This is a genomic window from Comamonas sp. C24C, from assembly GCF_053345995.1.
In genome coordinates, this window is record NZ_JBKFBC010000003.1 from 42,250 (window position 1) to 58,339 (window position 16,090).

At 63.3% G+C, this 16,090-nt stretch carries 14 protein-coding genes; 9 read left to right on the top strand and 5 right to left on the bottom strand.

The window, feature by feature from the left end; all coding sequences use genetic code 11:
* Window positions 1-8: 8 nt before the first annotated feature.
* Both ACLBXN_RS07135 and ACLBXN_RS07140 read left to right on the top strand, forming a co-directional pair.
* The gene (locus ACLBXN_RS07135; RefSeq protein ID WP_211459583.1) at window positions 9-1,091 is read left to right on the top strand and encodes an ABC transporter substrate-binding protein; all 1,083 of its coding nucleotides are present in this window, start codon (window positions 9-11) and stop codon (window positions 1,089-1,091) included.
* Window positions 1,092-1,276: 185 nt separating this feature from the next.
* Window positions 1,277-2,359, top strand: coding sequence for a TRAP transporter substrate-binding protein (locus ACLBXN_RS07140; protein WP_003052850.1), 1,083 nt, complete (start codon window positions 1,277-1,279; stop codon window positions 2,357-2,359).
* Window positions 2,360-2,371: 12 nt separating this feature from the next.
* Here ACLBXN_RS07140 and ACLBXN_RS07145 read toward each other — a convergent pair whose 3' ends face one another.
* The 4 genes from ACLBXN_RS07145 to ACLBXN_RS07160 form a co-directional block, all read right to left on the bottom strand.
* Window positions 2,372-2,539, bottom strand: a complete 168-nt coding sequence (locus ACLBXN_RS07145; protein ID WP_447611655.1) for a hypothetical protein — start codon at window positions 2,537-2,539, stop codon at window positions 2,372-2,374.
* Between the two features lie 218 nt (window positions 2,540-2,757).
* Window positions 2,758-4,587: a TRAP transporter large permease gene (locus ACLBXN_RS07150; protein WP_447611656.1), complete on the bottom strand. Its 1,830-nt coding sequence runs from the start codon at window positions 4,585-4,587 to the stop codon at window positions 2,758-2,760.
* A 19-nt stretch (window positions 4,588-4,606) separates the two neighbouring features.
* A complete protein-coding gene (locus ACLBXN_RS07155; RefSeq protein ID WP_003069181.1) occupies window positions 4,607-5,227 on the bottom strand; it encodes a TRAP transporter small permease subunit in 621 nt (206 codons plus the stop codon).
* Between the two features lie 346 nt (window positions 5,228-5,573).
* On the bottom strand, window positions 5,574-6,746 hold the full coding sequence (locus ACLBXN_RS07160; protein ID WP_211459590.1) for a helix-turn-helix domain-containing protein: 1,173 nt from the start codon (window positions 6,744-6,746) through the stop codon (window positions 5,574-5,576).
* A 158-nt stretch (window positions 6,747-6,904) separates the two neighbouring features.
* Here ACLBXN_RS07160 and ACLBXN_RS07165 point away from each other — a divergent pair, with 158 nt between their 5' ends.
* The 6 genes from ACLBXN_RS07165 (at window position 6,905) to ACLBXN_RS07190 (ending at window position 13,605) form a co-directional block, all read left to right on the top strand.
* Complete coding sequence (locus tag ACLBXN_RS07165) at window positions 6,905-7,375, top strand: (2Fe-2S)-binding protein (RefSeq protein WP_043004730.1); 471 nt, start codon at window positions 6,905-6,907, stop codon at window positions 7,373-7,375.
* Between the two features lie 33 nt (window positions 7,376-7,408).
* The gene (locus ACLBXN_RS07170; protein ID WP_447611657.1) at window positions 7,409-9,796 is read left to right on the top strand and encodes a xanthine dehydrogenase family protein molybdopterin-binding subunit; all 2,388 of its coding nucleotides are present in this window, start codon (window positions 7,409-7,411) and stop codon (window positions 9,794-9,796) included.
* Window positions 9,797-9,830: 34 nt separating this feature from the next.
* Window positions 9,831-10,616 (top strand): FAD binding domain-containing protein, encoded by a 786-nt coding sequence (locus tag ACLBXN_RS07175; RefSeq protein WP_447611658.1) that lies wholly within the window; start codon window positions 9,831-9,833, stop codon window positions 10,614-10,616.
* 179 nt (window positions 10,617-10,795) lie between these two features.
* Window positions 10,796-11,716: an AAA family ATPase gene (locus ACLBXN_RS07180; RefSeq protein WP_447611659.1), complete on the top strand. Its 921-nt coding sequence runs from the start codon at window positions 10,796-10,798 to the stop codon at window positions 11,714-11,716.
* A complete protein-coding gene (locus tag ACLBXN_RS07185) occupies window positions 11,703-12,944 on the top strand; it encodes a vWA domain-containing protein (RefSeq protein ID WP_447611660.1) in 1,242 nt (413 codons plus the stop codon). Before ACLBXN_RS07180 ends, ACLBXN_RS07185 begins: the two co-directional genes overlap by 14 nt.
* Before the next feature lie 13 nt (window positions 12,945-12,957).
* Complete coding sequence (locus ACLBXN_RS07190) at window positions 12,958-13,605, top strand: CoxG family protein (RefSeq protein ID WP_447611661.1); 648 nt, start codon at window positions 12,958-12,960, stop codon at window positions 13,603-13,605.
* A 63-nt stretch (window positions 13,606-13,668) separates the two neighbouring features.
* Here the strand turns inward: ACLBXN_RS07190 and ACLBXN_RS07195 are convergent, their stop codons facing one another.
* Window positions 13,669-14,052: a nuclear transport factor 2 family protein gene (locus ACLBXN_RS07195; RefSeq protein WP_043004737.1), complete on the bottom strand. Its 384-nt coding sequence runs from the start codon at window positions 14,050-14,052 to the stop codon at window positions 13,669-13,671.
* Window positions 14,053-14,319: 267 nt separating this feature from the next.
* Here ACLBXN_RS07195 and ACLBXN_RS07200 point away from each other — a divergent pair, with 267 nt between their 5' ends.
* Complete coding sequence (locus tag ACLBXN_RS07200) at window positions 14,320-16,074, top strand: MdtA/MuxA family multidrug efflux RND transporter periplasmic adaptor subunit (protein ID WP_447611662.1); 1,755 nt, start codon at window positions 14,320-14,322, stop codon at window positions 16,072-16,074.
* The last annotated feature ends 16 nt before the right edge of the window (window positions 16,075-16,090 follow it).

Sequence of the window (16,090 nt, forward strand, 5' to 3'; positions counted from 1 at the left end):
AAATATTCATGGATCGTCGCTCACTCGTCAAACATGTGGGCATGGCTGGTGTGCTGGCAGCGGGCGTGGCTCCGGCGGTGCGCAGCCAGGAGGTGCTGCGCTGGCGCCTGGTGACGAGTTTTCCCAAAGTCCTTGACGCCATCTCTGGCGGGGCCGAGAAGTTTGCCCAGTCGCTGCGTCTCATGTCGGGTGGCCAGATCGAAGTCAGCGTGCACTCCGCGGGCGAGCTGATGCCCGCGTTTGGCGTGATGGAGGGAGTGCAGAACGGCGTGGTCGAAATGGCTTTGACGGCACCGTACTACTTCACCGACAAGGACTACTGCTTTGCACTCGGGTGCGCCGTGCCTTTCGGTCTGACGGCGCGGCAGATGGATGCCTGGATGGAGTGGGGCGGCGGGCGCAAGCTCATGGATGATTTCTACGCCCAGTACAACATCAAGAGCCTGAGCGCCGGCAACACCGGCACGCAGATGGGGGGCTGGTACCGCAAGGAAATCAGGACCGTGCAGGATCTGCACGGGCTGCGCATGCGCGCCGGCGGCGGCTTGCTCGGCGATGCGCTGCAAAAGCTAGGCGTGCAGGCCGTCAACATGCCTATTGCGGATGCGCAGCAGGCGCTGGAAAAGAACCGCCTTGATGCCGTGGAGTTCGTCGGCCCCTATGACGACCAGAAGCTGGGCTTCGGCAAGATCGCTCCCTACTACTACTATCCGGGCTGGTGGGAGGGCGGCGCCGAGCTGGCCTACTTCATCAATACCAAGTCCTTTGCAGCTCTGACGCCCGAGCTGCGCGCCATGGTGGAAGCCGCGGCGGCACTGGCCGCCAAGGATCTGACGGCCAAATACCTGGCGTACAACCCTGCGGCACTCAAGAAGCTGCTCAGCGAACGCGTGCAGCTGCGCGCCTTTCCACGCGAGCTCATGGATGCGGGCTTCAAGGCCGTGATGGCCACCATGGCCGAGCATGAGGCCAAGTCGGCGCAGTTCAAGAAGATTCACCGCAGCATGCGCGGATTCCAGCATGACCAGCTGCTCTGGGACCGCTTCTCCGAATTCCGCTATGCCAGCTATATGAGCGCGGTACGGCTGTAAGCAGCGCAGGCAGGCCGCCGAGGCCGAATTCGATACACCTAACTAGGTAGAACTTCTTAAGCTAACGGTCACTTTTTATCGCATGCTGAACGATTGACTCGTGTACATTTTGTGCCTGTTGCATAAGTCAAGCTGGCATAGATCAGTGGTCTGTGTCAGCCAATCTGTTCCTCAAGGAGACTAAAGTGGATCGTCGTTCCATTCTGAAAAATGCCGGTATCGCTGGCGTGCTGGCTGCGGGCGCCGCACCTGCTGTTCACGCCCAGGCCGCCGTGCGCTGGCGCCTGGCCTCGAGCTTTCCCAAGTCGCTGGACACCATCTTCGGCAGCGCTGAAAAGCTGTCGCAAGTGGTCAAGGCCATGTCGGGCGGCAAGTTCGAGATCTCGGTGCACCCCGCTGGCGAGCTGATGCCCGCTTTCGGTGTGGTGGATGCACTGCAGGGCGACACCATCGATATGGCACAGACTGCGGCCTACTATTTCACCGGCAAGGACCCCATCTTCGCCTTCAGCTGCGCCGTGCCCTTCGGCCTGACCACGCTGCAGATGAACGGCTGGAAAGACCATGGCAATGGCCGCAAGCTGCTGGATGCCTTCTTTGCTAAGTACAACTTCAAGACCGCATCCGCAGGCAACACCACGACCCAGATGGGTGGCTGGTACCGCAAGGAAATCAAGACCGTGGAAGACCTCAAGGGTCTGAAGATGCGTCTGGGTGGCGGCGTGTTCGGCGAAGCCATGGCCAAGCTGGGCGTGGTGGCACAGAACATGCCTGCCGGTGATGTTTATCAGGCCCTGGAAAAGGGTACGCTGGATGCCGTGGAGTTCGTCGGTCCCTACGACGATGAGAAGCTGGGCTTCAACAAGGTTGCTCCCTACTACTACTACCCCGGCTGGTGGGAAGGTTCTGCCGACCTGGAGTTCTTCATCAATCTGAAGAAGTACAACGCGCTGTCGCCCGAGAACAAGGCGATCCTGGACGCCGCAACCCGCGTGGCGGCCGCCGACATGACCAGCAAGTACCAGGTGCTCAACCCTCAGGCCATCAAGCGCCTGGTGGCCAACAAGACCCAGCTGAAGATGTTCCCCAAGCCGCTGATGGACGCCGGTTTCAAGGCTTCCATGGAGGTGTTTGCCGAGCACGAAGCCAAGTCGCCCGAATTCAAGAAGATTCACCAGGACATGCGCGCTTTCCAGCGCGACCAGATCCTGTGGAACCGCTTCTCCGAGTTCCCATTCAATCAGTACATGGCGACTGCCAAGATCTGATCTCGATCAGAGTCACCGGCGCCATGCGCTGGCTGTTGAAAAAACCGCAGCTTGCTGCGGTTTTTTCATGCCATCGAGATCATGCCGGGAGTCCTCCTGCGCTGCCTCGGAGGTGTCTTTCGATACGCGGATGACATCGGCCCGGCAGGGCAGTTCCCATTGTCCTTCGGTTGCCAGCATTCCATCTCTGCTGCGATAGGCCGGCTCCACACAAGACTCCTGGGCATTGGCGGCTTGAGACAGCAGGTCGGCACAGGGTTAACGGGGGCGGCAGTCAGCAGCTCGGTGATGGTCAGGGTAGCTTCCTGAAGGGTGCGGATCTATCACCCATCAATCTTCAAGCCATGAAAAAGCCCCGGCTCTGGCGAGCCGGGGCTGTGTCGGTAGCAGCTGTTGATTTACTTGGCGGCAGGTGCGATGCTCAGTGAATCCTGCAAGGCCTTGGCCGGGTCATCCGAGCCATAGCCGCTGGCATCGGGCGCAGCCGGGGCTGGCTGGCTGCCTTCTGCAGGGGCCGAGCCTTCCTCGCCGCCTTCAGGCGCTCCAAACGGGTTGTCTGCACCATAGCCGCCGCCGGCATCGTTGAGCTGGTTGAGCATTTCGTCGCCCACCTTGTTCATGTCCACAACCACGGGCTTGTCGAGCGCGCCGGTCACGATGCCGGGGAAGGCGATCAGCACGCCCACCATCACCAGTTGGATCAGCACAAAGGGCACGGCACCCTTGTAAATCTGCATGGTCGTGACTGGCGCTATCACCTTGTGCGTGACCTTGTCCACGTACTGCTTGTCCGGTGCGACGGAGCGCAGGAAGAACAGTGCAAAGCCGAAGGGCGGATGCATGAACGAGGTCTGCATGTTCACGGCCAGCAGTACGCCGAACCAGATCAGGTCGATGCCCATCTTCTCGGCCACGGGGCCCAGCAGCGGCACCACGATGAACGAGAGTTCAAAGTAGTCCAGGAAGAAGGCCAGGAAGAAGATCATGATGTTGACCACGATCAGGAAGCCCACCTGGCCGCCGGGCAGGCTGGTCAGCAGATGCTCCACCCACTTGGGGCCGTCTGCAGCCTGGAAGACCAGACTGAAGGTGGTGGCGCCGATCATGATGAACATCACAAAGCTGGCCAGCTTGGTGGTCGAGGCCAGGGCCTGCTTGAGCAGGTCCATGTTCAGGCGACGGCGGGCAAAACCCATGATCAGTGCCGCCATGGCGCCCATGGCACCGCCTTCGGTAGGTGTGGCAATGCCCAGGAAGATGGTGCCCAGCACCAGGAAGATCAGCAGCAGAGGGGGGATCAGCACAAAGGTCACGCGCTCGGCCAGCTTGGACAGCAGGCCCAGCTTGAGGACCCGGTTGAGCGAGGCGATCACGAAGGCGATGAAGGTGCCGCCGCACATGGCTGTGACGATCTTCTCGTCGGTGGCGACTTCGGTGATTTCCTTGCCCTGCCACCAGGTGTGCAGGTCGGCCATATGGCTGGCCAGGAAGATGGCCACGATGGTGGACAGACCCATCACCACAACCAGCGAGGTATAGCCGGAGTTGCCATTGGCTTCTCGATAGATACGTGCCTCAGGGGGGAGAGCAGGCACCATCTTGGGTTTGAAGATTGCAAGAATCACCACCCACAGCACATACAGGCCCATGAGCATGAAGCCGGGGATGAAGGCACCCTTGTACATATCTCCAACGCTCTTGCCCAACTGGTCGGCCATCAGAATCAGCACCAGCGAGGGCGGGATGATCTGGGCCAGCGTGCCAGAGGCCGCAATCACGCCCGATGCCAGGCGGCGGTCATAGCCGTAACGCAGCATGATGGGCAGAGAGATCAGGCCCATGGAGATTACCGAAGCGGCGACCACACCGGTGGTGGCAGCCAGCAGGGCGCCCACAAAGATCACGGCCAGCGCCAGACCGCCGCGGATGGGGCCGAAGACCTGACCGACAGTGTCAAGCAGGTCCTCCGCCATGCCGGAACGTTCGAGAATCAGGCCCATCAAGGTGAAGAAGGGCACGGCCAGCAGGGTGTCGTTGGCCATGATGCCGATCAGGCGCTGGGGCAGCCAGGCCATCACGGAGGAGGGGAAGACGCCCAGTTCGATGCCCAGAAAGCCGAAGGCCAGGCCCGCAGCGCCCAGGCTGAAGGCGACTGGAAAGCCCAGCAGCAAAAAGCAGATCAACCCCGCAAACATGATGGGGGCGTAGTTGGTAGCGATGAATTCCATTGATTGTCTCCCGCTACCGTTATGCCTTGGCCTGGGCAGCCAGCGCCTCAGCCTGCTTGCGATCGGCTTCGGCACGCAGGGCCTCGGCCAGCTCTTCCTCGGCGCTCTTGTCGCTGAGCTTGCCCATGGGGTCGGGGCCGTCACCGGTCAGGAAGGCAATGCGCTTGATCAGCTCGGAGATGCCCTGCAGCAGCAGCAAGGTGATGCCCACAGGAATCGCTGTCCACACGGGCCAGCGGATCAGTCCGCCGGGGTTGCCCGACATCTCGCCGGACTGGTACATCTGAATCACCACTGGCATGCTCAGCCACAGAATGGTCAGGCATAGAGGGGTGAGAAAGAAGGCAAAGCCGATGATGTCGATCCAGACTTGGGCCTTTTTGGACAGACGGCTGTTGATCACGTCGATGCGCACATGCTCGCGGTGCAGCAGGGTGTAGCCCGCCGCAATCAGAAAGGACCATGCGAACAGATACCACTGGACTTCCAGAAAGGCATTGGAGCTGGTGTCGAAGGCCTTGCGAACAATGGCGTTGGCGGCGCTGATGAAGGTGGCGGCAAATATCAGCCAGATTGAATATTTGCCGACAAAGGCGTTGAGCCTGTCGATAGCCCTGGACAGGGCAAGTAAAGCCTGCATGGTGTCTCCAAAAAGTAGGCCGTGTATGCGTCGCGCTGTTGGGGCTGGTAAGCCTTAGGGCGATCTGAGTTTTTGAACCGAACTGGAGATTCTACGGACGCAGGTATGGTGTTTTTTACAAATACGCACGCAAATGTGGCGCCCGAGCGTCAGTTGTGTCTGCTATGCGCACGATAGCTGGAAGCGCATGGCTGGTGCCGCTTAGGTGATTGTTTTATTGAGGTATTTTGGGTTCTTGATGGGCTTGGGTGCTAGTGTGCGCCTGCTGTCGTGGAGGATGTCTGTGTGCTGAAACTAGGGCAAATCCGGAGAGCGTCAAACTGCCTTGAATCCGGTTCAAGACCTCTTACTTGCTGGCGAGTCGACGGTAGAGCGTGGCCCGGCTCAATCCCAGGTTGCGGGCTGCCACGCTTACATTTCCGTGCGCCTCCTGCATGGCCTGCTGAATCAGCAGCAACTCGCTGGTGCGCAGCGGCGTGGCCATGGCATTGGCTGGTACTCCCCGGCTGGCTGCGCCGGAACCCGTCATGACGGGAGTGCGCAGCAAGGGGCCGGCCTGTGCCAGCGCCAGCAGGCGCAGACCGGACCACAGCGGCAGCTGCAGTGGCGCCTCGGGCCGCTGGCGCGCATGCTCGATCAGATGGCTCCAGGGCAGGGCCAGCAGCTCATGGCTCTGAATGAGCGAGTCCTCCCCGGGGGCTTGCAGAGGACGTGGCACCAGTTGCCTGGCCACGGTATTGCTGCCCAGCAATCGGCCTTCGGCATCAAACACCATCAGGCCTTCGCCCTCCTGGCCCAGCGGCCCGCCGGGCCAGTTCACGCGCAGCAGCAGGGTGTGAGGCAGGGCCCGCAGCAATCGATCTTCGATGGCGCGTGCGCAGCGCAGCGCCAGCAGCAGCAGCTCTGGGCGCTCGGGGACATCAATGCCGGTGATGTCCAGCATGCCCAGGCATTCGCCCTGAGGGCCGAATACCGGAGCACCTGCGCAGCTGTAGTCGCGCAGATCGTCAAAAAAATGCTCCTGCCTGTGCAGCCATACCGGGCTGAGTTCGGCCAGTGTCGCGCCGATGGCCGAGGTGCCCACGCCGCGCTCGGACAGGTCCACACCGACACGGCCCACGGCCAGCGCGCGCAGATCGCTGTGGTCGACGGGGCCTTGCACTTCCAGGGCCAGTCCCTGGGCATCGGTCAGCAGACAGAAGTAGCGCATGGCGCCCACGGCCGCGACCAGTTGCGTCATGACCGGACGTGCGGCCTGCAGCAGCAACTGGTGCTTGTCCTGGGCGTGGCGCAGTGCGTGAGGTCCGACGGCCTCGAACTCCACTGTTTGAGCGGGATGACGGCCCTGTGCCACGCAGCGCTGCCAAGAGCGCCAGAGCCAGGGGGCAAGACCAGACGGTACCAGTGCATGGGATGAGTCCATCGCCAGCAACTGCTGCCTGGCCTGGGCAAGCAGGGAATGGCGTGCACCTGGATGGGCTGCGGCTTGCGCGGATGTGGCGAGGCTGGCGGGCGACATGCGGACTCCGGACAGTGTTTCATTTTGAGAATATCTGTGCGTGTTTCGCCTGGCTTGGGGGTCAACCCTAGCGCCTTGCATGGTGGTAACTGCCCACCATAGAGAGTGCGGTTGTGCTTTGTTACCCAATTCTTCGGATATAGGCAGGAGGCATCACGATGAATGTTCAGTTCACGGTCAATGGCCGCGCGGCCAGCATTGACGTCCCCCCCAATACCTTGCTGGTGCAGGCGCTGCGTGAACAGCTGCGCCTGACGGGCACCCATGTGGGCTGCGATACCAGCCAGTGCGGAGCCTGCACGGTGCTGGTCAATGGCAAGGCCATCAAGTCCTGCACCATGCTGGCCGTGCAGGCCCAGGGTGCCGAGGTTCAGACCATAGAGGGCATGGCCGCTGCCGACGGCAGCATGCACCCCATGCAGGCGGCCTTCAAACAGTGCCACGGCCTGCAATGCGGCTTCTGCACACCCGGCATGGTGATGAGTGCCGTGGACCTGTGCCGCCAGAAGCCTCAGGCCACCGATGCCGAGATCCGCGAACTGCTCGAAGGCAATATCTGCCGCTGCACGGGCTACCAGAACATCGTCGCCGCCGTCAAAGCGGGTCGCGACGGCATGAGCGCCACCTGAGCCGCGCATCACAACTAGAAGAGGAGACACACCATGGGTGCATCTGACTTTTCCAAGCTGCCGCATATCGGCGAAGCCGTTCTGCGCCGCGAGGATGATCGCTTTCTGACCGGCGCTGGCCAGTACACAGACGACATCACACTGGGCGCACAGGCCTATGCGGTGTTCGTGCGCTCGCCCCATGCCCATGCAAGGCTGCGCAGCGTCAACGTGGATGCCGCCAAGGCGGCACCAGGCGTGGTCGGCGTGCTCACGGGCGCCGATGTGGCGGCCGCCGGCATCAACGGCCTGCCCTGCGGCTGGCTGATCACCAGCACCAATGGCGAGCCCATGAAGGAGCCGCCGCACCCGATATTGGCCCTCGATACCGTGCGCTATGTGGGCGATCAGGTGGCCATGGTGGTCGCCGAGACCCTGCAGCAGGCACGCGATGCGGCCGAGCTGGTGGAGGTCGATTACGCGGTGCTGCCTGCGGTCGTGAACGTGGCCGACGCGGCGGGCGGCAAAAAGCCTGGCGCCGTGGTTCACGACATTGCCCCGGACAACCATTGCTACAAATGGGCGATTGGCGACAAGGCGGCAGTGGATGCGGTGTTTGCCGGCGCCGCCCATGTGACCCGTCTGGACCTGGTCAACAACCGCCTGATACCCAACGCCATGGAGCCGCGGGTGGCCATAGGCAGCTATAACCGCGCCATGGACGAGTACACGCTGTACGTGGCCAACCAGAACCCGCATGTGGAGCGGCTGCTGATGACGGCCTTCGTCATGGGTCTGCCAGAGAGCAAGGTGCGCGTGATTGCGCCCGATGTGGGCGGCGGCTTTGGCTCCAAGATCTTCCTGTATGCCGAGGATGTCTGCCTGACCTGGGCGGCCAAGAAGCTCAACCGCAACATCAAGTGGACGGCCGATCGCAGCGAGTCCTTTCTGACCGATGCCCATGGCCGCGACCATGTCAGCCATGCCGAGATGGCCATGGATGCCGACGGCAAGTTCCTCGCCATGCGTGTGCACACCGATGCGAATCTGGGCGCCTACTTGTCCACTTTCGCCAGCGCGGTGCCCACCATTCTTTATGCAACCTTGCTGGCGGGCCAGTACACCACGCCGCAAATCCACATCGAGGTCGATGCCTGGTTCACCAACACTTCGCCCGTGGATGCCTACCGGGGCGCTGGGCGTCCCGAGGCCACTTACCTGCTCGAGCGGCTGGTCAGCCGCTGTGCCTGGGAGATGAATCTGTCCCAGGCCGAGATCAGGCGTCGCAACTTCATCACCAGCTTCCCCTATCAGACGCCCGTGGCGCTGCAGTACGACATCGGCGATTACCAGGCCTGCATGGATCAGGCCGAGCAACTGGCCGATGTGGCGGGCTTTGCGGCGCGGCGCGCAGCCAGCGAGGCCAGAAGCCTCAAGCGCGGCCTGGGCTACAGCAGCTACATCGAAGCCTGCGGTCTGGCGCCCAGCAATATTGCCGGGGCGCTGGGCGCACGTGCCGGTCTGTTCGAGTGCGGCGAGGTGCGCGTCCACCCCACGGGCAGCGTGACGGTGTTCACAGGCTCGCACAGCCATGGCCAGGGGCATGAGACGACTTTTGCCCAGGTGGTGGCGGCGCGGCTGGGCATTCCCGTCGAGCATGTCGAGATCGTCCATGGCGATACGGGCCGAGTGCCCTTTGGCATGGGAACCTATGGCTCGCGCTCCATCAGCGTGGGAGGGGCGGCCATCATGAAGGCTCTGGACAAGATCGAGGCCAAGGCCAAGAAGATCGCCGCCCACCTGATGGAGGCCAGCGATGCCGACATCGATTTCGCGGGAGGCGAGTTCACGGTGCGCGGCACCGACAGAAAGCTGCCGTTTGCCCAGATTGCGCTGACGGCCTATGTGCCGCACAACTATCCGCTGGACAAGCTGGAGCCGGGGCTGGACGAGACTGCTTTCTACGATCCCACCAACTTCACCTTCCCGGCCGGCACCTATATCTGCGAGGTCGAGGTGGACCCTGCCACGGGCGTGGTGCGCGTCGACCGCTTCAGTGCCGTGGACGATTTCGGCACCATCATCAACCCCATGATCGTGGAGGGTCAGGTTCATGGCGGACTGGCCCAGGGGATAGGTCAGGCGCTGCTGGAGAACTGTGTCTACGACCGTGACTCGGGTCAGTTGCTGACCGGCAGTTTCATGGACTACGCCATGCCCCGCGCCGACGATCTGCCCGACTTCAAGCTGGGTACAGTCTGCACGCCATGCACCCATAACCCGCTGGGCACCAAGGGCTGCGGCGAGGCCGGAGCCATAGGCTCGCCGCCCGCCGTCATCAATGCCGTGCTCGATGCCCTGCATTCTCTGGGCGTCAAGGACCTGGATATGCCTGCCAGCCCGCACCGCGTGTGGGAAGCGATTGATGCTGCACGCCCCTGAGGCACCCGACTGAGAGGAAGAGAGGACAACACATATGTATGCCTTCAGTTACTCCAACCCCCGGACGCTGGATGAGGTGAGCGCTGCCAGCGGTCAGTTTCTGGCCGGCGGCCAGAGCCTGATTCCTTCCATGAAGCTGCGCCTGGCCCAGCCCGGCGCGATTGTGGATCTCAACCAGGTCGATGGCCTGGCGGGAATCTGCGTCGGCGGCGATCAGGTCGAGATCGGCGCCATGACCCGTCACGCCGATGTCGCCGCCAGCCGCGAGGTGCAGGCCGCCATTCCTGCACTGGCCGAGTTGGCTGGCGGTATTGGCGACCGCCAGGTGCGAGCACGCGGCACGATTGGTGGCTCGCTGGCCAATAACGACCCTGCGGCCTGCTATCCCAGTGCGGTGCTGGGTCTGGGCGCTGTTGTGGTCACCAGTCGGCGCGAAATTGCGGCGGACGACTTCTTCCAGGGCATGTACACCACGGCACTGGAAGAGGGGGAGCTGATCAAGGCGGTACGCTTTCCCGTGCCCAGAAAGGCTGCCTATATCAAGTTCAAGCAGCCCGCGTCGCGCTTTGCACTGGTGGGCGTGTTTGTGGCGCAGACGGCGCAGGGCGTGCGCGTGGCCGTGACCGGTGCGGGACTATCGGTCTTCCGCCACGCAGGCCTGGAAGCGGCGCTCAACCAGAGTCTCACGGCCGCTGCGGCGGCTGCGGTGCCTATTGACGACAGCGAGCTCAACAGCGATCTGCACGCGAGTGCGCGCTACCGGGCGCAGCTGATCAGCGTCCTGACGCAGCGGGCAGTGGATCAACTGCTCTCTCCCTGAGCGGTTTTGTCTGGGGGGCTGCTCCTGCCTGGGCGGAGGGCAGCCTCGCCAAGGGTGGGGCGAGTGGGCGGTCGGCAGGCCGCTTGCTTGCCGTCTCTTTGCGGCAGTGTGATTGTCATAGGATGTTATTTTTTGAATAAAAAGTGGCTTAATCCCTTATCAGTAAAGCGCAAGCAGCTATGAATACTGAAGTGAATAGCGCTCTGCAGTCGGTGGATGGGCTGCTCGCCGCCTTGCAGGAGGTGGGCTATTTTGCGGACCGGCGTCTGGCCACGGCCGTGTTTCTGGCGCTCAGGCTTCAGCGGCCCCTGCTGCTGGAGGGCGAGCCGGGCGTGGGCAAGACCTCGCTGGCGCAGGCGCTGTCCCAGGTGCTGGCGCGGCAGCTGATCCGGCTGCAGTGCTATGACGGCCTGGAGCAGCGGGAAGCGCTGTATGAGTGGAATTACGCGGCGCAGCTGCTGCATTTGCGCGCGGCCGAACTGCGTGGCGCGGCGGAACTCGAAGCTGTCGAGCAGGAGGTCTATCAGCCTCGCTATCTGGTACGGCGCCCTTTGCTGCAGGCCCTGCAGGCACCTGCGCCTGGCGCGGTGCTGTTGATTGACGAGGTGGACCGGGCCGACGAGCCTTTCGAGGCCTTTTTGCTCGAATATCTGGGCGAGTACCAGGTCAGTATTCCCGAGCTGGGAGTCATCAAGGCCCAGGTGCCGCCCGTCACCATTCTGACCAGCAATCGCACGCGCGATCTGCATGATGCGGTCAAGCGCCGCTGCCTCTACCACTGGCTGGACTACCCCGAGCGCGAGCGCGAGCTGGCCATTGTCCGGTCGAAGGTGCCCGAAGCCGCGGTGGCGTTGACCGAACAGATCGCCCGTTTTGTGGACCGTCTGCGCAGCCGCCCGTTTGCCGATGCCTTCGAGCGCACGCCCGGCATTGCCGAAAGCGTGGAATGGGCCAAGGCGCTGGTGGCACTGGACACTCTGGTCATAGACCCCGAGCTGGTGCACGAGACGGCGGGCATTCTGTTCAAGCAGCGCGAAGATGTGGCGGCGCTCACTCCAGAGCGTCTGCAGCAATTGCTGGAGCCCGATGCCACAGCCTGAGCTGCAAGCGCAGTCGCCAGAGCGGCCCGCAAGCGTGAGCTGGTGGGGGGACGCGCGCGGCGGCAAACTGCCCATCAATCTGCTGGGGTTTGGTCGCGCGCTGCGCCGTGCGGGGCTGGCGGTGGATGCCGAGCGCCTGGCGCTGGCCCAGCAGGGCCTGATGCTGGTGGGCATGAACCGCGAGGACGTGGCCGCCGCGCTGGAGGCCGTGCTGGTTTCACGCGAACAGGACCTGGCGGTCTTTCGCGAATTGTTTGCGGCCTACTTTCGCAATCCCGAGGTGGCGCAGCAGCTTCTGAGCCAGTTGCTGCCAAGCTCGCCGGAGGCGGCCAGGCCGCGTCACAGGCCACGTGTGCAGGAGGCCCTGTCGGCGATTCGTGCCGCGCAGCAAACGCCCGCGAGCGAGGAGCTGACGCTGGATGCCGCCATGTCGGCCAGCGACCGGCACAGGCTGCAGCATGCGGATTTCAATCAGCTCAGTGCCAGCGAGTACCGCCTGGTGCAGCAACTGGCGCGCGATATCCGCTTGCCGCTGCCCAGCTATCGCAGTCGTAGAAGCGAGCTGCGAACCTCGGGGTTGCGTGTGCACTGGCCCGCCAGTCTGAAAGCTGCGGCGGCCACGGGCGGCGAGCTGGCAAGTCTCAAATGGCGCAGGCGCAAGCGGCTGCCCATGCCCTGGCTGGCGCTGGTCGATGTGTCGGGCTCCATGGAGCGTTATGTGCGTCTGTTGCTGGCATTTCTGCACCAGGCCACCAGCCCCCGGCGCTATCCGCAGCTGCGCCGCCATGTCTACAGCATGGGAACCAGCCTTCAGGAGCTGAACCGGGCTTTTGCCCACAGCGACCCCGATGCCATGCTTGCACAGCTCAATCACGACATCGACGATTTCGGCGGCGGCACCTGCCTGGGGGAATGCCTGGCACAGCTGCGCCGGCAGCAGGCGCGCCATCTGGTGGGCAGGCGCACTCTGGTGCTGCTGGTCAGCGACGGGCTGGATACCGGCGACAGTGTGCTGCTGGAGCGGGAGCTGCAGTGGCTGGCACGGCACAGCGCGCGCATTGTCTGGCTCAACCCCTTGTTGCGCTTTGACGGGTATGCCCCGCTGGCCAAAGGCGCGCAGGTGCTGCATCGTCACAGCCATGCCATGCTGGCCGTGCACAACCTGCAGTCATTGCAGCAACTGGCAGCCCACCTGGCGAAGCTGCTGCAGCTGCCGCACCGAGATTGAAAAGGAGAACACCATGGAAATGCATGCCAGCCGCCCTCTTGCCGTGAGCCAGCAGCAGGCCTGGGAGGCGCTCAACGATCCGCAAACCTTGCAGCAATGCCTGGCCGGCTGCGAGAAGTTCGAGGATGCGGGCGATGGCTCCTATGCCGTGATCATGTCCGTGAAGATCGGTCCGGTATCGGCGAAGTTCAATGGCCGGGTCACGCTGTCGGACGTGCAGCCGCCCAGGAGCTACACGATTGCCTTTGAAGGGCAGGGCGGTGTGGCCGGTTTTGGCAAGGGTCAGGCCAAGGTGGATCTGATTCCCGCCGATGAACGCCACTGCGAGCTGCAATACGAGGTGCAGGCCCAGGTCGGCGGCAAGATTGCCCAGCTGGGCCAGCGCCTGATCGACGGTGCGGCCAAGAGCATGGCAGAGGATTTCTTTGCGCGCTTCGAAGCCTTGATGCAGCAGCGCCACCCGAGCGAGCGGCCCGAAGACGAAGGCGGTGCGGAGGAGCTGGATACACGCTCCTGGGAGCACGACGCGGCTTCCACCAGCTACGCACCGCTGGATGCCACACCCTCGGCGCCGCCGCGCGAATCGCCTGGCATCCCTGTCTGGGCCTGGGGTCTGGGGGCTGTCATCGTTCTGGGCGCGCTCTGGCTGCTGACTCGCTGACCAGCGCATGAATAAAAAAGCCCCTGGGCCTGAGGCCAGGGGCTTGGTGCAGGTGGCTTAGCCTTATTGAGGCTGAGCGTGGAAAGCCTTGTTGGCAATCTTCCAGCCCTGCTCGGTCTTGAGCAGCACAAAGTAGTCGGTAAAGGTCACGGCACCATGGTAGAGCGTGACCTTGGCCATGGCGGCCGTGCCCACGATGTCCAGGGAGTCGATGACGCGGCGACGCGTGGCTTCGTCGGCGGCGGGCGTGTTCTTGAAGCGCTGGCAGTAGAAGTCCAGGTCCCAGGATGTCAGCGGGCCTTCGCGCACGGACTCCAGCCGGGCCGTGGGCATGAAGGCTGCGCGCATATGCTCGGCCTTGTCTTCGGCATGGCCGCGCATGTACAGCTCCAGCGGCACGCGCACGGCGGCTTCTTCGGGGTGATTGGTCAGGCGTTCGGTGGTCATATGGGTTTCTCCTTGGAGCCGGATTCCTTGCGCCGCAAGGCGGACGCAGCAATGGCAGTGTCAGCCGCCAAGCATGAGGCCTGAAAACACCGGCATTGCGGCTATGAAAGTCAGCACTGTTTTAGTCTGCCAAGAGGGAACTTCACGAGGTAAACCCGAGGTAAAGCAGGGGTAAATGCTGGCAAAGCCGGCGCTGCCTGACCCGGAATTTGCTTGCAACTGGATACCATTGGCGCCAATTCAGGCTCGAAATTCCTGCGCTCAACCATGTCCAGCTCATCCAATCTGCACCCCAATCGTCATTTTCTACAGCAGGGCAAGGTCCGGCCTGCCTTGCTTGCCACTGTGGTGCTCGCTGTGGCGGCCGCTGGCGGCGGCTATTGGTGGTATACGCAAAAACAGGGTGCAAGCGGCGATACGTCTGCGTCTGCAGCTCCTAAACAGGGAGCGGGTGGGCCTGGCGCTCGCGCCGGGCGCAACGGTCGCTCCGGGCCGGGCGGCCCCGGCGGCATGAGCCAGGCTCAGCCTGTGAGCGTCGGAGTGGTGGAGCAGCGTGACATGCGTGTGCTCGTCAGCGCCATCGGCACCATGAATGCACGTGCCACGGCCGTGGTGCGTGCCAAGGTTTCGGGCGAGCTGCTCAAGCTGCACTTCAAGGAAGGTGACGAGGTCAAGGCCGGCCAGTTGCTGGCCGAGATCGACCCGCGCAGTTTTGCGGCCTCGCTGGCGCAGGTGCAGGGCTCTCTGGCGCGTGATCAGGCCCAGCTCAAGAATGCGCAACTCGATCTGCAGCGCTACAAGGAGCTGCAGGCCCAGGACTCGATTGCCCGCCAGCAGGTCGATACCCAGGCAGCGCTGGTGCGCCAGCTGCAGGGCACGGTGGCGGCCGATCAGGGTCAGGTCGACGCGGCCAAGCTGCAACTGAGCTATACCAGGATCACGGCTCCCATCTCGGGCCGCCTCGGCCTGCGCCAGGCCGACCTCGGCAACGTGGTCAATCCTTCCGATACCAACGGGCTGGTGACGATCACCCAGATTCGCCCCATCGATGCCGTTTTCTCCGTCCCCGAAGCCCATGTCGGTACGCTGGCCCAGCAACTGCGCGAGGGCAAGGTCATGCCCGTAGAACTCTGGGACCGCGAGCAAAAGCAGATACTGGCCAAGGGCCAGCTCAATGCGCTGGACAACACCATCGACACGACCACGGGCACGGTCAAGGCCAAGGCCTCGTTCGACAACGCGGAGCGCAAGCTGTTTGCGAATCAGTTCGTCAACGTCAAGCTGCAGCTGCGCCAGATCGATCAGGCGCTGGTCGTGCCCGCGAATGCGGTGCAGAACAACTTTGTCTATCTGGTCAAACCCGACAACACGGTCACCCAGCGCAAGATCACGGTAGGGGTGACGGACGGTGACTATGTCAGCGTGCGCGGTGAGCTGGAGCCCGGCGACAAGGTGGTGACCGACGGCATCGACCGCCTGCGCGAAGGTGCGCAGGTGACGGTGGTGGACTCGGAAAAAGTCAAGAAAGTCGACCAGGCCGTGCAGGATGCCGCCAACCAGCCGCGCGGCATGATGCGCAACCTCAGTCCCGAGCAGCGTGAAAAAGTCTCCAAGATGACGCCCGAGGAACGCAAGGAGTTCTTCCAGAAGCTGCGCGCTGAGCGCGGTGCCAATGGCGGCAATGCTGGCCCGGGACCTCGCGGCGCGGACGCCCGTGGCGATCAGCCACGTGAGGCGCAGGGCAGTCCCTCCAAGCCGGACGCCAAGGCCGATGCGAAGCCGGATGCCAAGCCTGCCGCTGCGAGCGAGGCCAGGCCTCAGGCCGGCGCCGAGCGTGGCGGCGGCGAGGGCCGAGCCGAAAGAGCCGAGGGCCGGGGTGACCGTCCCCAGCTGACGCCCGAGCAGCGCGCCAAGCTGGAGGCCCTGTCGCCCGAAGAGCGCCGCGCCTTCTTCCAGAAGCTGCGCGCCGAGCGTGAAGCCAATGGTCAGACCGGAACGGCAGCCGGCGGCACGGGTCGCTGAGCATAGTCAGAGCCTG